The organism is Pedobacter jejuensis, assembly GCF_003725795.1.
Lineage (GTDB): Bacteria > Bacteroidota > Bacteroidia > Sphingobacteriales > Sphingobacteriaceae > Pedobacter > Pedobacter jejuensis.
The window spans coordinates 1-16,244 of the sequence record NZ_RBEE01000034.1 but is presented as its reverse complement, the minus strand read 5'-3'; the positions used below and the strand labels follow the sequence as shown (position 1 = coordinate 16,244).

Below are 16,244 nucleotides of genomic sequence, written 5' to 3'. Positions count from 1 at the left end.
GATAATAGAAAGGAAAATGAAATTATATCATCCAGGTGAACTATTAAAAATAGAAATTTGGATCTTACAAGAGCATCCGAATTGTTAGGTGTTAGTCGATCAGCGTTATCCAATATATTGAATGGTAGAAGAGATATTACTCCTGATCTTGCCTTAACAATAGAATCTGTATTTGGTGGAACTACCTCGCTTTGGCTCCCTTTACAATCATCTTATGATACTCGTAATTATAGAGTAATCAATGTTCTCAGTTCCCTTGCCTGCCTGTCTGTTTATTGGTGTAGCATTTTAGTTCTTTCCATGGAATTTCAAAAATAACATGAACGAAGTTCATATCTATGCCATTAAGGTAAAGGATGAGCTTTATTTTTTCCCGTACACCTTCGTATCCATAGAGATTTAAATAGTAAGCCAATCATCTATATCTCCTCTCTGCACAACTCGTTCAACAACAATTTGACTAGTTCTAAAATAATCAAAACTATCCTGATCTACCTCCCAGAGTAAGTGATTCTTTACTTTGGTATGTTTTTCTGGGTCGATGTCGGATAGATCAAAGTAGTTCATGGATAATTATATGATATGCTTAATTTAACCTTTTTATCGGTAATCATATATGCCATATTAATTTTTTGACAGATATTTATCGGTCTTTTGACCTACGTTTAAGAAAAAAAATTAATCGATTAACATCTTATGTAAGGCATCCTTTAAAAGCCCTATTTCACTTTTAGATAGTTTCCCTATTTTTGATCCGATACGAGCTCTGTCTATTACTTTAATTTGATCAGTAGCGATAGAGCCTTGCTTATTGGAAATAACGCAGGATATGCGCCAAGGATAGGTTTTAACGGTAGATGTAATGGGGATAATGATCAGGGTTCGCAGAAATTCATTCATTTCATCAGGGCTTACTACTACGCATGGCCTTGTTTTCGCCATTTCGCTTCCCTGAGTAGGGTCTAAAGAAATCCAAAAGACCTCATATTGCTTGATTTTTACCATGTCCATTCATCGTTTTCAAATTCATTTGGAAAATCGGTTAGAAGAAGATTATCATCGCCGGCAGCATTCATCATTTGTGCAGCCTCTGCCCACCCTTGGCGTGGTTCAGGTTTAATGACAATACTTCCATTACTAATTTCGAGCTCTACAGTAGATCTATTACTTAGCTTTAATTGCCTTAAAAGCATTGAGGGAAGTATGATTCCCTGGCTGTTGCCAATATTTATGATGTTTGTTTTCATGTTATAACTTTTTTTGAATAAAACGCTAATATAAGCATATATGTTATAACATCCGCCCGCAACCTCCTCTTTTTACTCTCCCTCCTTTTGTTTTTGTTTGAACGACCACTTCTTTTCTTTCTTTCCTTAAATGCTTTATAAAGCCTTCCACCAGAATCAGGTGGTAAATATCAGCGGTATATCCAATCTCATTGAGATATATGTGAAGGGTGTAAGGACTATTGGCTACTTTAAATTGCTATTATAAAGAAAAAAAGCTATATTTGTACCAAATTGGTACGCGTTAAATATTTAAGATTATGTTGGTAGTCAGTAGCAGAGAGTTTCGAGAAAAACAGGCAGAATATATGGACAGAGTAGATAATGGAGAGCAAGTTATCGTACAACGGGGCAAAAATAAGGCGTATTCCATTACCCCAGTAACAGAAGATGACCTTTATTTTACACCGGAAATGCTGGCCAGGATAGACTTATCCATTCAACAAGGTAAAGAAGGAAAAACAACCACAGTAAGAGGAAAAGAAGGACTAAAACAATTTTTAGGTTCTTTATGAGCTATGAGCTTGACTTTACTACAACCGCAATTGAGGACATTTTAATTCTTAAAAAGAGCGATAAACTTGCCTATAAAAAACTGGAAAAACTTCTCTTGGAATTAACCGAACATCCAAAAACGGAAACGGGAAAGCCTCAACTTAAAAAATATAATCTTTCCGGATTTTATTCAAGAAGGATTAGCCATAAACACCGTTTGATCTATCAGATCATAGAAGAAAAGGTAACTGTCCTGGTATTAACTGCACAAGGCCACTATGGGGACAAATAGATTTATGTAAATACATAAATCTAAATTTACATAAAAACCTATTATTTTAAGTTTACAAATCCCTTAGCTTTTTTACGCTCCCATCTTCCGGGCTTACGGATACCAGTTCTTTTTCACAGGTCTTGTACTCGCGTATAATCATACCATCCTCTAAACAGACTTCATTTCTATAGGAGATAGGTAAATTATTATCCCAAGCCTGTTTTCTTGCAGCCTCAGCGATTGGTTTAGCTTTGGCCTGTATTTCTTCCTCAGTCATTTCGAAGGCTTCATAATCCTGTGTGTAGGCGTTAATCGCCATGTTCATCAATGAAAACGACCAATTCTCAACTTTTATTTGATTGATTATACTGTCCGTTTACTTCTGACAGGTATTTATCCAAGGCTATAATGGCAATATCTTTTTGTGTAAGTTCTTTTTCTACTCCAAAGGATTTCATTCTTTTAAGTAGTTTTTTAGGTATCCAAACATTTAGCTGCCCTTCGGGTTCTTTCTCTTCTCTCTTGCTCTTAACTGGATTTACTTCCTGAATGGGTGTTTTTGGTTCCTCTTTTTTTAAACGGTTGGCCAAGTTTCCTAATTTGTTTTTATAATCAGACATTATTTTTTAGATTTATGTAAATACAAAAATACATATTTATGTAATTATACACTGATTGAATTAACAACTTCTTCTGCAAGGGCAGTTATTTCTTCTTTAGCCTTACTGTCTTCCCCATTCAATACCCCGCCAGTGATCGGCGACCGGGTGAAGCTTACCCTGTCGTGTATAACAGTAGCTAATAATGGCACCTCAAATGTTTTTAAAAGTTCCTGTACTTCGGCGGTTACTCCTGACCGGTGCTTAATCATATTTAATACAATGCCGGCTTTTAATTCCTGGTGCCTGGTTTGTGCTTCTCTTACCAGGGCTACTGTAGAGCGTATGGCCATTACGTCAAAAAAACCTGCCTTTGTGGGTATCAGTACATAGTCAGAAATAAGGAAAAGTTCCGGTAGTCGGTTTGAAAGATAAGGGGGCGTATCAATAATGATCAGCTGATGAGGCAAGTCCCGGATGGTCTCAAAATTATCTTCCTGTATAATGGAAAGCTCCGGCAAATCTTCTTTCAGGTCGGCAATGCTTCCCTGCAGGTCGGTATCTACCAAGGCAACGGTTAGCTGATCCTGAAAACAGATAGCCAGGTTAAGGGCAAGAGTACTTTTGCCTACCCCTCCTTTTTGATGCGCTATAGTAATGATTTTTCCCATATGCAAATATACATAATTTTGTAATTCATTAATTACATATTTATGCACTTATGTAATTACATATTTTATTGCTTCTAATACTAGAAATCCGTATTTTTTTACCTGCTATGGTGGACGTATTAACTAACGTTTTTATGCTGTAACAAATCCCGTGTCATCCCGAAAGCTGCACAATTGCGACTAATTCTGAACTTTTTTCAGCTATTAATAGGGGGTGGTCGAAGCTTATTTAAACAGGTATCCTATGGGTAATTACTTATCTATGGTGGACATATTTAACGAATTTCCCATCAATAGCTACCTATAATTGCGACCAATTCTGAACTTTATAAATGCCCGTTTAGCTGGTATATGAAAAACTGCGACCAATTCTGAACTTTTTGGCGGCCGCGCACCCTTTAAAAATTGTTTTTGATCTCCCTTTTTCAATTTTTTATTCAATTCACCTGCCATTATGGCACTTCACAGTCAACAAATATCTTAAAGGCCTTTTTTTTATTGCTTGATTAATCATTTGTCTATCATTTGATTAATTGTAGGGCTCCATAACTAATAGATAATCAAATTTTTACAAAGGCTTAAAGCGACCAATTCTGAACATTTTTGCGACCAATTCTGAACTTTCATGCGACCAATTCTGAACTTTGGTGCGACCAATTCCCAACTCCTGAAATTTGTCTGCGACCAATTCTGAACTTTTTCCGCTACTTTATCCAATCGTTTGATAAAAGAGACTGTAAGGCGTACGCCTTTTTATCTTTTACCGGTTGGGCTGATTTATAACTTTCCTCGATACGCTCCGAAACCTTTAATATCTTCATGATGATCACATCAGAGGATATGTCCTCATTGTCCAGGATGTGAGCGAGCTTCTGCAGATCGCTATCTTTAAAAGCAAAATGTACGCTTAACAGGTTCACAATGGATGCCCGCTGTTTGAGCATGGTTTCCTTAAATTCAGGCGTAATGATCTTGAAGTTTAAATAAAGCTCTTTTTGCCCTTCTGAATTTCTTTCCATCGTTTTAAAGCCGTCCACGTCGCAATTAAACCAACAGTCCGCTTTCTCAAATAGATCCGCCTGGGCTGGCATCAGTACTTTCTTTTTAAAATCGCTGTATTTGCTGTACGCATCCGGCTTGATGGCCAGCAGGTGCCTAAATTCTTTATAGGACATCCTGAACCCGCCCTTGCTCTTCCAGGAGGATATGAGTTGATAGATCCTGATCGTATAACTTGAATTGGCACTAAGGGCAACTTCAAGCATGTAGCGGGTATACTGTTCAGCTCCTTTTTTTCCCTTGGGGATTTGTATCAGGTATTCGGCGATGCTTCTTTCAATTTTTATGCTGATCACCGATTTATAATCGGCCTCGTCGGGGATTAAGGCAGTGATCAGGGATGTACTTATATGGTAGCCCTTTCCCTTATCGTCCTTTAACGGGATCTTGACGTTTATTTCGGAGATTTGGGAAATGGCCTCTTTTATTGGCGTATAAGCCCTCGGGTCTTTGGTAATATCCCTTAGGGACAGGTCGAATTTTATGGATTGTTCAAACTGGTTAAATAAGCTCAATTGCTTGAAATCCCCGCTGTTCATGTCCAATTTTACCGCTTCCTGCAAATTGAGCATAATAGCGGAAAACGCTTTGAGCTGCGTAAGGGAAAAGCCGTCAAAGATGGTAAACGTAACCCGGTTAGGCTGGATAACATAGGTCTGCAGTTCAGGCAGCACAACTACTTTCCTGGTCTTTGCAGTAAGTTTTGTTGTTTTTTTTACCGACACTAATGCTTTAGTTTCCTCCTTGGGCAGCTTCGGAATTTCCATCATTTCTTAATTAAAGTTGTTCATAATACCTTCAATCCCAAATATAGGGGTTTAGATTATTTATTGAATTACATATTTATGTAATTACAAATATACATAAACATACTTAATTGCAGCCAATGTTAATAACTTGCTTTTTTACATCTCCAAAAAGCTTAGGTAAAGACCACCAAAGAAAAATAAAGCGCCTGAAGCTCTTAGCTAACCATTTTAGGCTAACAGATCATTTTATGCTGCTATATTGCTAGAAGCTAAAGGCCAACTATGGTTAATTAATCTTCTAATAGTCGCAAGGTGGGCAAACAACACCAGTGGAACAATAAATGCTGGCAGCCAGCTGAAGGGGAAATTTAAGATGGTAACATTTGGCTGATCAAACCCAAATTGCTGAAATGGAGATGATGCGGAAAGCACGGCATTAACTACAATATTAAGCAGCAGCCCAAGGCAGATAAAGGTCCATACCAATAAGGAAGAGCCTTTCTTATCTTTTGATTGGCCTGTACCAGCTTTACGGCAAAAAGAGAAATCTTTGCTTCTGAGACAATTCTTATTGTGCCCGGTCATTATATCCTCCATTATTCCACCATTTAATGATAGGATCTGAATTTATTAATGCCAATTAATGTTGTTTTAAAAAGTTATTGAATTGATATCAATTATCTTAGGGGAAAATCATTTTGGGGTGATTCCCCTTTCTAACCTATTTAGAAAGCTTTGTAAATTATATGGCTCTAAAGATTGAATTCCCTTAGATTAGATGTAAATACCAAACAGCCAGCATAAAATCAGAAGCCATTTCTTATTCCAGTTAGCAGTCATATTGCAATCTTATGCTCAACATTGCTTAATTCAACAGCTTATGGGGCTTTAAGGCTTAAAATTTTTATTAGCTCGTCTAATCTGTCCAGATCAAAGGGTTTAGCAAGGTAAGCATCTGCACCGGCTTCTTCCGCAAGGGCCTTAATGTCATAATGCGCACTAAAATATATAACAGGGATATGTCTTAGGTCGATCTGCTGTTTTATAGTTTTAACGGCAAAAACACCGCCATGCTCTGGTATATTATTGTCCATCATGATAATTTTAGGCTGGTAAGCCCTTATTTGAAAAACCGCGTCACGGCATTGACTAAAATTAATAACCTCCCAACCCTTTTCGCCCATTATAAGTTTCATAATGTCGATGATACTTTCGTCGTCATCAAAAATTAGTATCCGTTTCACCATTTCCATCTTAATTTTTAAAATAGATCTTAAATGTGCTTCCTTTATCTATTTCACTTTCAACTTCAATCTTACCGCCCGATGCGTTAATAATTTTCTTAACTAAAAAAAGTCCCACACCCTGGCCTTCAATATCATCATTAATCCGCTTATACATTTTAAACACAAAATCAAGCCTCTCTTTTTTAATTCCCATTCCGTTATCTTTTACCGTTAGGATTATGAATCCATCCGCTTTTTCTGTTGTTATTGAGATTTCAGGTGACCTTTCCGGAGAATGAAACTTTATGGCATTCGTCGTCAGGTTTAACAAGATGCTTCTTAAATTCTTTTTGGAGAACCGTACGTCCTTCACCTTGAAATCTGTGGTGATTTTCGCATCAGCGAGTTTAGTTCTTTCCGATATAGATTCTTCAATTTCTTTAAATATAACCTCAAAGCTTTCCAGGTTTGCTTCTTCCATTGTTTCAGCTTCCAGAGCACCTACTTTGCCCATTTCTTTAATAACTTCTTTAAAATTAGTTAAACTCGTATTCATCATTTCAGATAAAGTCGATAGGTCTGGATTGGAAAGATCTATTTTCCTGTTTAGTATACTCATCAACGATTCAATGTTTAAGAGTGGCGCGTTTAGGTCATGTGAAGCGCCATATACAAAGTTGTTCAGGTCGTCGTTTATTCTGCGGAGACTTTCATTTCTGATATTTAACTCTTTTAACAGTTTTTTCAATTCTGTTATGTCATAGAAGCTAACAATTGCACCATTTGCCTTTTTGCTATTCTTTTTAAGGTAAGGCATGGTCATTACCTGATAAACCTTACCATTTGTGGCTTCTGCTTCTCTAGTTATCGTATGTTCATTAAGTATAACATCCTTGATATCGCCAATTAATGTTTCAAATTTAATATTGGTCGTAATTTCACTTAAGGGGCGTCCAATATCATTTTCCCTTATATTGATATGCTTAACGGCTCCGGGTGAATACCTCCTAAGCAATAAATCCTTATCAACAAATAATTGCCCGTTGATATTGCTCCTAAAATAATTGTTTAAATCATCATTCAGATCGGTTAATTCGTCAATAGTGAGTTGGTGAGTTTTGTTAATGGTTTGAAGTTCTTCATTAACGGACTGTAATTCTTCGTTCGTACTTTGCATTTCTTCATTAGCAGACTGCATTTCCTCGTTAGCAGATTGCAGCTCTTCATTATACGACTGTGTGTTTTCATTTGAAGTCTCGATGCGCTCTTGCGCTACCGAAAGAAGTTGCTTTAATTCTGCATTCTCCTGTTCCAGGCTGATTACATGTTCGTTAGTTACCTCAATGATATCGCTGGTATTGATTATGTTATTTTCAGAGGCTTTAGTTTTATTTTCCGTAAAATCAATGAACAATAATCTTTCAGATTTTTCACTATAAAAAGGACTGATATTGATCGTTATTGTTCTAACTTTTGATTTTTGTCCATTCCGCAGAGTTAATTTATTCAATATTATCTTTTCATTTAGCTTTAAAGCTTTATGGGCGGCCGCTTTAAAAACAATAGAAATACCTTCTGGCAACAAATCGTTCAGATTATGATTGAAGTTAATGTTCTTCAAATAAAGGCTGGTATCCCCAAACGATTGAATTACCGTTAAATTTTCATCAGTGCAAACGCCGACAAAACCTAAAGCCACAAGCACACCAGCGCTGATCTTGTCAGTAAGGGCAGATTTGGAAACTGGTGTTAGGATATTGTTACTAACTTCCAATCTTGTCGTTTTTATACCTTCTATTAAATGGGAAGAAAAGTTGTCAAACTTAACCGTGCGGCCAATCTTGTTACTTTTCAGTATATTCCATTTGACGTTGATTGTATCAAAATCATCTTTTATTATCGCGGCATTTTCACTTGGCCCCAAAAACAAATAGCCGCCTTGTTTAAGGCCGAAGTGCATTAGGGAAAACACTTTCTTTTGGAGTGTCGTATTTAGATAAATCAGTAAATTCCGACAACTGATGAGGTCTATGTTGCAATAAGGCGGGTTTTGAACAAGGTCATGCTGTGAAAAAATTAGCATTTTCCTGATTTCGTGTTTCACTTTATAAGTATTGCCCTCCCTCGTGAAAAATTGTTTCAAACGGTCATCTGACACAGATTTTTCTATATCGTCAGGGTAAATGCCTTTAGATGCTGTGTCCAAAGCTGCCTTGTTGATATCCGTTGCAAAAATCTTTACTTCAATACTTTTGGGATGACGAATTAAATATTCTTGAACTAAAATTGCCATTGTATAGGCCTCTTCGCCTGTTGCACACCCCGCTACCCATATCTTTAAAACATCTGTCTCGTTTTTCTCAATAATGGCTGATATAACCGTTTCTTCGATGATCTTAAATGCTTCAGCATCTCGGAAAAACGCAGTTACGCTAATTAAAAAATCATTGGCCAGCAATTTTACTTCTGTGCTATTGTCCTTTAAAAAATCATAGTACTTGTTGACCTTGCTAAAATTATGCTCAACCATCCGCCTTTTAATCCTTCTAATGATGGTTGGTCGCTTATATTCTGAAAAATCAAGCGGTAAGTTGCCTTTGATCAAATCAAATATTTTTGCAAGCTCCGCTTCGCTGATATGTTCTTGCTTATCGTCTGTAAGTAACTCCAGTGTTCCGTCTTTTACGTAATCCTCGATAATTTGAGGCATTGCCTCCGGAGACAGGATCATATCTGCACAATCCGTTGCAATTGCCGCCAACGGCATCCCATTGTACCCCGCGGTATTAGGGTCCTGGACAAAAGCGATGCCCCCTACCTTTTTTATCGCCTCGATACCTTTCGAACCATCGCTGCCCGTGCCGGACAATATGATCCCTATGGCTTTATTGCCGCGCTCCTTTGCAAGAGATGTGAAAAAATAATCAATGGTCAGGTATGGCCGGGGCTGATCTTTTTTATCTGACAATAACAGCCTGCCGTTCTCCACAACCATAAATTTAGAACTTGGAATAAGGTAAACCGTATTAGGCTTTATTGGCACGTTTTCAACCGCCTCTATAACTTTTAACTTGCTGTGTGGCGCAAGGATTTTAGCCATCTGGCTTTTAAAATCAGATGAAAGGTGTTGTATGATAATATAAGACACTGCATCAAGCGGGGTATAATCAAAAAACGCGGAAATAGCTTCTAATCCTCCTGCCGATGCTCCAATAGCTATAATATACTGTTTATCACTGATTTTAGCCATAACCTGTAAATGAAAATATGATGGATTTTAATCAAATATAGTCTTAATAAGTCCTCAGCAATTAAGCTTGCCCAAATAAATTACAACAAGGTGGTCAAATGCTATTATTATTCCCGTTTTTTAAATCGGTTAAACCTTAATATCTTTTACAAATTTAATGTATCGGTAACAGGTGGCGATGGGTATCTGTAGCCTTTTAGATACTTCTAAAATTGAATATTTACCAGTATTATGAAGATCCAAAGCAGTCATTGCCAACTGAAGCTTTTCTGGGGATAAGCCTGAAGGGCGGCCTCCTTTTTTACCTCTTGCTCTTGCTGCAACAAGACCCGCATTCGTTCGTTCCCGAATAATCTCTCTTTCAAACTCTGCTAATGAAGCAAAAATATTAAAGGTAAATCTACCTGTAGCTGTTGTAGTGTTGATATGATCATGCAGGCTGATGAAGTTAACTCCTTTTTCATTGAACACAGCAACCAAATCTACCAGGTCTCGAAGAGAACGGCCAAGCCGATCCAATTTCCAAACAACTACCTGATCACCCTTACGAAGAGTCGCCAAAAGATTTTTTAGTTCGGGTCTGTCTGTATTTTTGCCGGAAATCTTTTCCTGGTAGATTGTTGTGCATCCATATTCAGTCAGCGCATTAAATTGCAGATCTAAATTTTGGTCTGCAGTACTTACTCTTGCGTAGCCTATTTTCATGGTATTTTTATTATCAAAAACTCATTATCAAAAATAGAAAAATCATTTTGATTAATGGAATGGGTTTATGAGAATCGGCAAAAAGAGAAAAGATATTTTAAGGTTAATTGAGATAGTTTTAATTTGTTTGATAGCCTGGCTTTTTGATCCAGATAAATTATCGAAAAACGAGGGAATAATGATAATACAGTTCTTCCAGCTTTTTAAAGGCTTGATTAAATCAATCAAGCCTTACATTTCTTAGTCTTAGAGAATTCAGAATAACAGATACTGAACTAAAGCTCATGGCCAGGGCCGCAATCATTGGCGAGAGTAAAATACCAAAAAATGGATATAAAACACCTGCTGCAATGGGGATTCCCAGCGCATTATAGCCCAAGGCAAAAAATAGGTTTCCTTTAATGTTTGGCATTACCTTATGGCTCAATAACCGGGCCTTTGCGATCCCGTTAAGGTCGCCTTTTACCAAAGTTATGGCAGCGCTTTCAATGGCTACGTCCGTCCCTGTACCCATCGCTATTCCGATATCTGCCTGCGACAATGCAGGGGCATCATTTATACCATCGCCAGCCATAGCTACTTTTTTTCCTTCTTGCTGTAACCGTTTAATTTCGTTCAATTTATCTTCTGGCAACATCTGGGCTTTATATCCATCTAGGCTTAAGGTTTCGCTCACCGCTTTTGCAGTATCTTCATTGTCTCCGGTAAACATGAATACCTGTAAGCCTTCTTTTTGAAGTTTGCTGATGGCTTCTTTACTCGATTCCTTGATTTTATCATAAATGACCACAAACCCAATAGCATGATCACCTAAGGCTAAATAAGAAACCGTTTTACCTTGTTTCTGCTCTGCCTTAACTTGTTCCATTAGTCCGGGTGCAATTGATGCATTAACCTGTTCCATTAATTTTTCGTTGCCAAGAGCTAGGTTTTCCTTTTCAAAAATTCCAACAACCCCTTTTCCGGTAACAGCTTCAAAATGTTCAATAGGTAATCGATTTATGTTCTTTTCTTCTCCGTAGCGTAAGGTAGCCTGAGCAAGCGGATGTTCGCTACTGCTGTTTAAGGATATAATCTTTTGAAGAATATCTGTTTCAGTAAAGTTAGGATCTGTACTGACCACCTTTTCAACTGAAGGCTTACCTTCGGTAACGGTACCAGTCTTATCGATCACCACAATATCAATAGCATTCAATTTTTCCAGGGACTCAGCATTTTTAATCAGTACGCCTGACTTTGCACCTTTTCCAACACCCACCATGACCGACATTGGGGTAGCAAGGCCAAGCGCACACGGACAGGCAATGATCAGCACCGCGATTGCATTTACAAATGCATAAACGTAAGAAGGCTCCGGTCCATAAATGGCCCAAACAATAAAAGTCGCCACTGCAATAAATACAACAACAGGTACAAAGTATCCCGAGATCTTATCAGCTAACTTTTGAATAGGCGCTTTTGAGCGGCTGGCAGAATTTACCATTTCAATGATCTGGGAAAGTAGGGTCTCTGATCCCACTTTTTCAGCCAGCATCGTAAACGTTTTATTTCCATTGATCGTTCCTGAACTTACCTGATCACCTGGCTTTTTATCTACAGGAATAGGTTCTCCTGAAATCATGGATTCATCAATGGTGACTTCTCCCATCTTGATACTTCCGTCAACAGGCACTTTTTCGCCAGGCTTTACCCGAAGCAAGTCTCCTTTTTGAATGTCATCAATGGCCACCGTTTCTTCTTTGTCTCCAATGATCCTGGTGGCCTGGTTCGGTGCCAGTTTCAAAAGTTCCCGGATGGCACTGTTTGTCTTGCCATGTGCACGGGCCTCTAAAAGCTGGCCCAGAAGTACCAGCGTTAAAATGACTGCTGCCGCTTCAAAATACACATACACGGTGCCTGAATGGGTCTTAAACTGATCTGGAAAAATGCCTGGTGATAATAAGGCTAGTAAACTAAAAAGCCAGGCTACCCCTGCCCCGATTCCTATTAAGGTAAACATATTCAGGTTCCAGGTTACCACTGACCTCCATGCCCTTTCAAAAAACATCCAGGTTGCATAAAAGACGACCGGGATTGATAAAGCAAATTGCACCCAGTTCCAGTACTTAAGTTCCATTAATTTAAACAAGGGATTTCCAGGGATCATTTCTGACATGGAAATTAAAAAGATTGGAACGGTAAAAAGGGCGGCTATCTTGAATTTCCGCAGTAACCGATCATAAGTCTGGTCATCTTCATCACTAGAATCACTACCTGTAATTTGAACCAGATCCATTCCGCAGATCGGACAAGCGCCAGGCTGGTCACGGATAATTTCCGGGTGCATAGGACAGGAGTATTGCGCAGCCTGTTTTAACCCCGGCTGTTGCACCAAATCCATTCCACAGACGGGGCAATCACCAGGTTTATCATAAGTTTTGTCTCCCTGGCAATGCATCGGGCAGTAATACTTTCCTGACCCTGGCTTTGCTGTTTCCCCCTTTTGGTCAGCTGCCGCAAGATCGACTTTTATAGAAGAGGCTGCGCTGTGATCATGCGCCTTCGCTATCTGATGATCCCCTGGCAGTAAGATTTTATAATCTCCGGCATTAGATAAGGCTTGCTGCAAGATTTCTACAGGCACATGCTTTTCCATGGTCACTGTTGCCTCAGGCGGCATCAAGGTAACTACTGCAGAAATACCTTCAATTCCATTTAGCGCTAGCGCTACTTTTTTGCTGCAGCCCTGGCAGCTCATTCCACTTATTTGATAGGTATGCTTCATGATGCTTATAATTAATAAGTGATGGTAAGTCCAGCTCCATAACCCATATCGCTGTCATAGTGGGTAGATAAGGAGAAGTATTTGGTTATGATATATCTAAAACCAGCCATATATTCTTTATCGGTATTAGCCATAAAATTGAAGCGTAACCTACTGGTTAGGGGAACATCTTCACGCATCAGCTGGAACCGTAATTTCCCTTTACTATCCAGTCGGGCCTCAGCGGTGACTAACATCGGGAGAATAAACTGCGCACCAATCACAGCTGCCTTTCTGTTCTTTTGATTGCTGAGTTGTCCAAATAGATTGTTTTCCCTTTCATTGTTCATGCGGTTATAATGATAGTCAAAACCAACAAAAGGCATCAGCCATTGCATCTTGCCAATATAGCGCCCAAAGTAAGTTTCGCTTTCAATCCCATGTTCTGATTTAAGTCCAACTCTCCATTCTGTAGATAAGCGGTAACGGGTATTGGAAAACATAAGCTCTCCGTCACTACCATTGCTTTCCAGCCCAATAATGGCCATTGGGTGATATTTACTGTCATCAGCAGATAGCTTTTTCCAGGCAAGCTCGGTGTCCGGCAGTTCTGGATTGGGCGGTGAATTTTCATAACTAAAGACCCTTCCCATACCACTCATCATATGATAAAGGATATGGCAGTGGAAAAACCAGTCTCCTCCATTTTCACTGGCTGCAAACTCTATCGTATCTCTTTCCATTGGCATGATGTCAAGAACATTTTTCATGGGCGCATTTTCGCCCTGTGCGTTAACTACCCTGAAATCGTGGCCGTGCAGGTGCATAGGGTGACGCATCATGCTGTTGTTGAACATGATGATGCGTACGTTTTCCCCTTTTTTAATCAGGATCTTAACACTTTCTGAAACGGTTTTATTATCTAAAGTCCACACATAGCGGTTCATGTTTCCGGTCAGATCAAATTTTAATTCTTTCCATGGCCCTTTGGGTAGCGTTGTTTTCTTCGGACCACGGAGCATATTGTAATTCAGGGTTACCATATCGGGATTGCCATCAGCCATATTCATTCCCGCCATGCTTTTATTATCTGGCATCTGCATGCCGGGGGCATTTGTCTTTTTATTCTTTGCCTTCGGATTTTCCCTGCCGGTTATTTCTGGATACATGACTGTATTCATGTCCATGATTTGGTTCTGCATTTTCATGCCTTCCATTTCAATCATATTGCCCTGCATGTCCATCATTTCGTTCATCATCTTCATTCCGGCAAAATATTTTGGCCTATCAAGTTTCTGAGCAAAAACCTTTTCCCCACTTCCAAGCCACAGGGATGCCGATTTCGTACGATCTTCCGGGGTGACTAAAAACTCGTATTTCTTGTTTTCAGGGATCGTTACCACGACATCATAAGTTTCAGAAGTGGCAATGATTAACCTGTCCACTTCGACCGGCTCCACATCATTTCCGTCAGTAGCCACAACAGTGATCTTTCCTCCAGAATAGTTTAGCCAGAAGTAATCAGAAGCTCCGCCATTTGCAATGCGCAGCCTAACCTTGTCCCCTGCCTTGAACTGCGGCTGTTCGTTTTGGTTTTTACCATTGATTAGAAATGCATCATAATAGACATCACTGACATCCATGGCCGTCATTCGCTTCCATTCATTATTTACCTTGGTCTTGAAATGCCCGGTTTTTATCGCCTCACCATAACTCTGTGTAGTTCCTTTTTGAATTGCAAACCAGTCTGTAGCATTCTTAAGACTGCGATGAACTTCTTCTGGTTTCATATCTGTCCACTCACTAAGCACAACCGGAATGGTTGGAATGTCCCATTCCTTTCTTTTATTCATGATAAAAGCGCCATACATACCAATTTGTTCCTGCAGCATACTATGGCTATGGTACCAGTGGGTACCGTGCTGGACAATCGGAAATTTATAAATGTAAGTGCTATGGGGCATAATTGGCATCTGGGTTAAAAACGGTACGCCATCCATCTTATTAGGCAGAAACAAACCATGCCAGTGAAGGGATGTTTCTTCGTCCAGGTTATTGTGCACATAGATTAGTGCCGTATCTCCTTCTGTAAAGGTGAGTGTAGGCATCGGAATTCGACCGTTAACTGCGATTGCCCTTTTAGATTTTTTTCCAAAAGTTACTGTAGTATCGGCAACATATAAATCGTAACGTACGGTGCGAGGAGGTGTATTACTTGAAATGGTTTCTACCCGGCCTAATTTCGCCTTTGCCTTTTTTATATTCTCCATTGTGGCATTACCATCCCCCATTTGCATTCCTTTCATATCCTCCATACTTCCCGGCTTTTTAGCACCTTCTTTCATAGGCATACCCATTCCATTGTGCTTATCGGGAGTTGTTTTGGGGGCCTCCTTTACCAGTTTCATTCCACATTTAGGGCAATTACCGGGTTTGGAAGCATGAACTTCCGGATGCATGGGACAAGTATAGGTTTCACCTGAAGAAGGCGTTTCAACAGCCGCCTTTTGCTGCGACATTTTCATATCACCCATGCCGCCTTTTTTTGCAGGCTGAGTTTTTTTACTTGGTACCGCCTTTTTGGCCGGAACGCTTTTTTTCTTCTGAATAACCAGCTTCATGCCGCATTTTGGGCAATTGCCTGGTGTCTTGCTCTGAATTTCAGGGTGCATAGGGCAGGTATAGACTACCGGCTGTTGCTTTTGCTGCAATGATATGGTGTGTCCATCGTGCGCAGATGCGAACCCGTACAAACCCATCAGTAAAATATATACTATTAATTTTTTCATCTCTATTAATTTTTTGAAAGACTGCCTTTCGTTTCTTCTATCCAGTTCAGGATTAAGTCTTGCTCAGCTTTTGAAAGTCTGGCATTTTTATGGATCAGTGTATAAGTGCATATACCAATAAATTTGACCCCCTTTCGCCAATTTTAAATTGACCCCCAGAGTTGTTGCTTGAAAAAAGCAGAAGTTGTTGTGGAAAAAGGCTTTTTAGAATCGATCTTTTAAGTCCTGTTTAACAACTGTTATTTTACAAAAATACGTTTTCAATCTTAGAGTTTCTCCTTCTCATAGATTCACCAAATAATTCAACTCTTATTGAGTGATGAACGATACGATCAAGAACCGCATCTGCTATTGTTTTCTCACCAATTATATCATACCTTTCCTTCCCTTGTATTTGT

General features: G+C 39.1%; 17 protein-coding genes. 3 read left to right on the top strand and 14 right to left on the bottom strand.

The window, feature by feature from the left end; translation table 11 throughout:
• The first annotated feature begins 57 nt into the window (after positions 1-57).
• Complete coding sequence (locus tag D7004_RS21285; protein WP_167459504.1) at positions 58-318, top strand: HigA family addiction module antitoxin; 261 nt, start codon at positions 58-60, stop codon at positions 316-318.
• A gap of 81 nt (positions 319-399) precedes the next feature.
• Here the strand turns inward: D7004_RS21285 and D7004_RS20715 are convergent, their stop codons facing one another.
• From D7004_RS20715 to D7004_RS14230, 3 genes are all read right to left on the bottom strand, one after another.
• Positions 400-567: a DUF6922 domain-containing protein gene (locus D7004_RS20715; protein ID WP_167459503.1), complete on the bottom strand. Its 168-nt coding sequence runs from the start codon at positions 565-567 to the stop codon at positions 400-402.
• Positions 568-678: 111 nt separating this feature from the next.
• Entirely contained in the window at positions 679-1,011 is a 333-nt protein-coding gene (locus D7004_RS14235) for a type II toxin-antitoxin system PemK/MazF family toxin (protein ID WP_229746811.1), read from the bottom strand.
• Positions 999-1,247 carry an AbrB/MazE/SpoVT family DNA-binding domain-containing protein gene (locus D7004_RS14230; RefSeq protein WP_123206526.1) on the bottom strand — a complete coding sequence of 83 codons (249 nt, stop codon included), beginning with the start codon at positions 1,245-1,247 and terminating at the stop codon, positions 999-1,001. The genes D7004_RS14235 and D7004_RS14230 overlap by 13 nt, the downstream gene beginning before the upstream one ends.
• Positions 1,248-1,546: 299 nt before the next feature.
• On the opposite strand from D7004_RS14230, the gene D7004_RS14225 reads away from it, so the two are divergent.
• Positions 1,547-1,801, top strand: coding sequence for a type II toxin-antitoxin system prevent-host-death family antitoxin (locus D7004_RS14225; RefSeq protein ID WP_123206525.1), 255 nt, complete (start codon positions 1,547-1,549; stop codon positions 1,799-1,801).
• Positions 1,798-2,073 carry a Txe/YoeB family addiction module toxin gene (locus D7004_RS14220; protein WP_123206524.1) on the top strand — a complete coding sequence of 92 codons (276 nt, stop codon included), beginning with the start codon at positions 1,798-1,800 and terminating at the stop codon, positions 2,071-2,073. The genes D7004_RS14225 and D7004_RS14220 overlap by 4 nt, the downstream gene beginning before the upstream one ends.
• Before the next feature lie 52 nt (positions 2,074-2,125).
• On the opposite strand, the gene D7004_RS14215 is transcribed toward D7004_RS14220, so the two are convergent.
• The 11 genes from D7004_RS14215 to D7004_RS21035 all read right to left on the bottom strand — a co-directional run bounded on the left by D7004_RS14215 (position 2,126) and on the right by D7004_RS21035 (position 16,213).
• Complete coding sequence (locus tag D7004_RS14215) at positions 2,126-2,374, bottom strand: hypothetical protein (protein ID WP_148042807.1); 249 nt, start codon at positions 2,372-2,374, stop codon at positions 2,126-2,128.
• Between the two features lie 25 nt (positions 2,375-2,399).
• Complete coding sequence (locus D7004_RS14210; protein ID WP_123206522.1) at positions 2,400-2,675, bottom strand: hypothetical protein; 276 nt, start codon at positions 2,673-2,675, stop codon at positions 2,400-2,402.
• A gap of 44 nt (positions 2,676-2,719) precedes the next feature.
• Positions 2,720-3,325: a ParA family protein gene (locus tag D7004_RS14205; RefSeq protein WP_123206521.1), complete on the bottom strand. Its 606-nt coding sequence runs from the start codon at positions 3,323-3,325 to the stop codon at positions 2,720-2,722.
• A gap of 704 nt (positions 3,326-4,029) precedes the next feature.
• A complete protein-coding gene (locus D7004_RS14200; protein WP_123206520.1) occupies positions 4,030-5,154 on the bottom strand; it encodes a replication initiation protein in 1,125 nt (374 codons plus the stop codon).
• A 225-nt stretch (positions 5,155-5,379) separates the two neighbouring features.
• Positions 5,380-5,718 carry a hypothetical protein gene (locus D7004_RS14195; RefSeq protein ID WP_208646852.1) on the bottom strand — a complete coding sequence of 113 codons (339 nt, stop codon included), beginning with the start codon at positions 5,716-5,718 and terminating at the stop codon, positions 5,380-5,382.
• Positions 5,719-6,011: 293 nt separating this feature from the next.
• Positions 6,012-6,386, bottom strand: coding sequence for a response regulator (locus tag D7004_RS14190; RefSeq protein ID WP_244214343.1), 375 nt, complete (start codon positions 6,384-6,386; stop codon positions 6,012-6,014).
• Between the two features lies 1 nt (position 6,387).
• Complete coding sequence (locus D7004_RS14185) at positions 6,388-9,609, bottom strand: chemotaxis protein CheB (protein WP_123206519.1); 3,222 nt, start codon at positions 9,607-9,609, stop codon at positions 6,388-6,390.
• Between the two features lie 129 nt (positions 9,610-9,738).
• Positions 9,739-10,314, bottom strand: coding sequence for a recombinase family protein (locus D7004_RS14180; RefSeq protein ID WP_123206518.1), 576 nt, complete (start codon positions 10,312-10,314; stop codon positions 9,739-9,741).
• Between the two features lie 220 nt (positions 10,315-10,534).
• Entirely contained in the window at positions 10,535-13,078 is a 2,544-nt protein-coding gene (locus D7004_RS14175) for a heavy metal translocating P-type ATPase (RefSeq protein WP_123206517.1), read from the bottom strand.
• A gap of 11 nt (positions 13,079-13,089) precedes the next feature.
• The gene (locus D7004_RS14170; RefSeq protein ID WP_208646851.1) at positions 13,090-15,846 is read right to left on the bottom strand and encodes a multicopper oxidase domain-containing protein; all 2,757 of its coding nucleotides are present in this window, start codon (positions 15,844-15,846) and stop codon (positions 13,090-13,092) included.
• A 244-nt stretch (positions 15,847-16,090) separates the two neighbouring features.
• Positions 16,091-16,213 carry an ATP-binding protein gene (locus D7004_RS21035; RefSeq protein ID WP_279634759.1) on the bottom strand — a complete coding sequence of 41 codons (123 nt, stop codon included), beginning with the start codon at positions 16,211-16,213 and terminating at the stop codon, positions 16,091-16,093.
• Between the last annotated feature and the right edge of the window lie 31 nt (positions 16,214-16,244).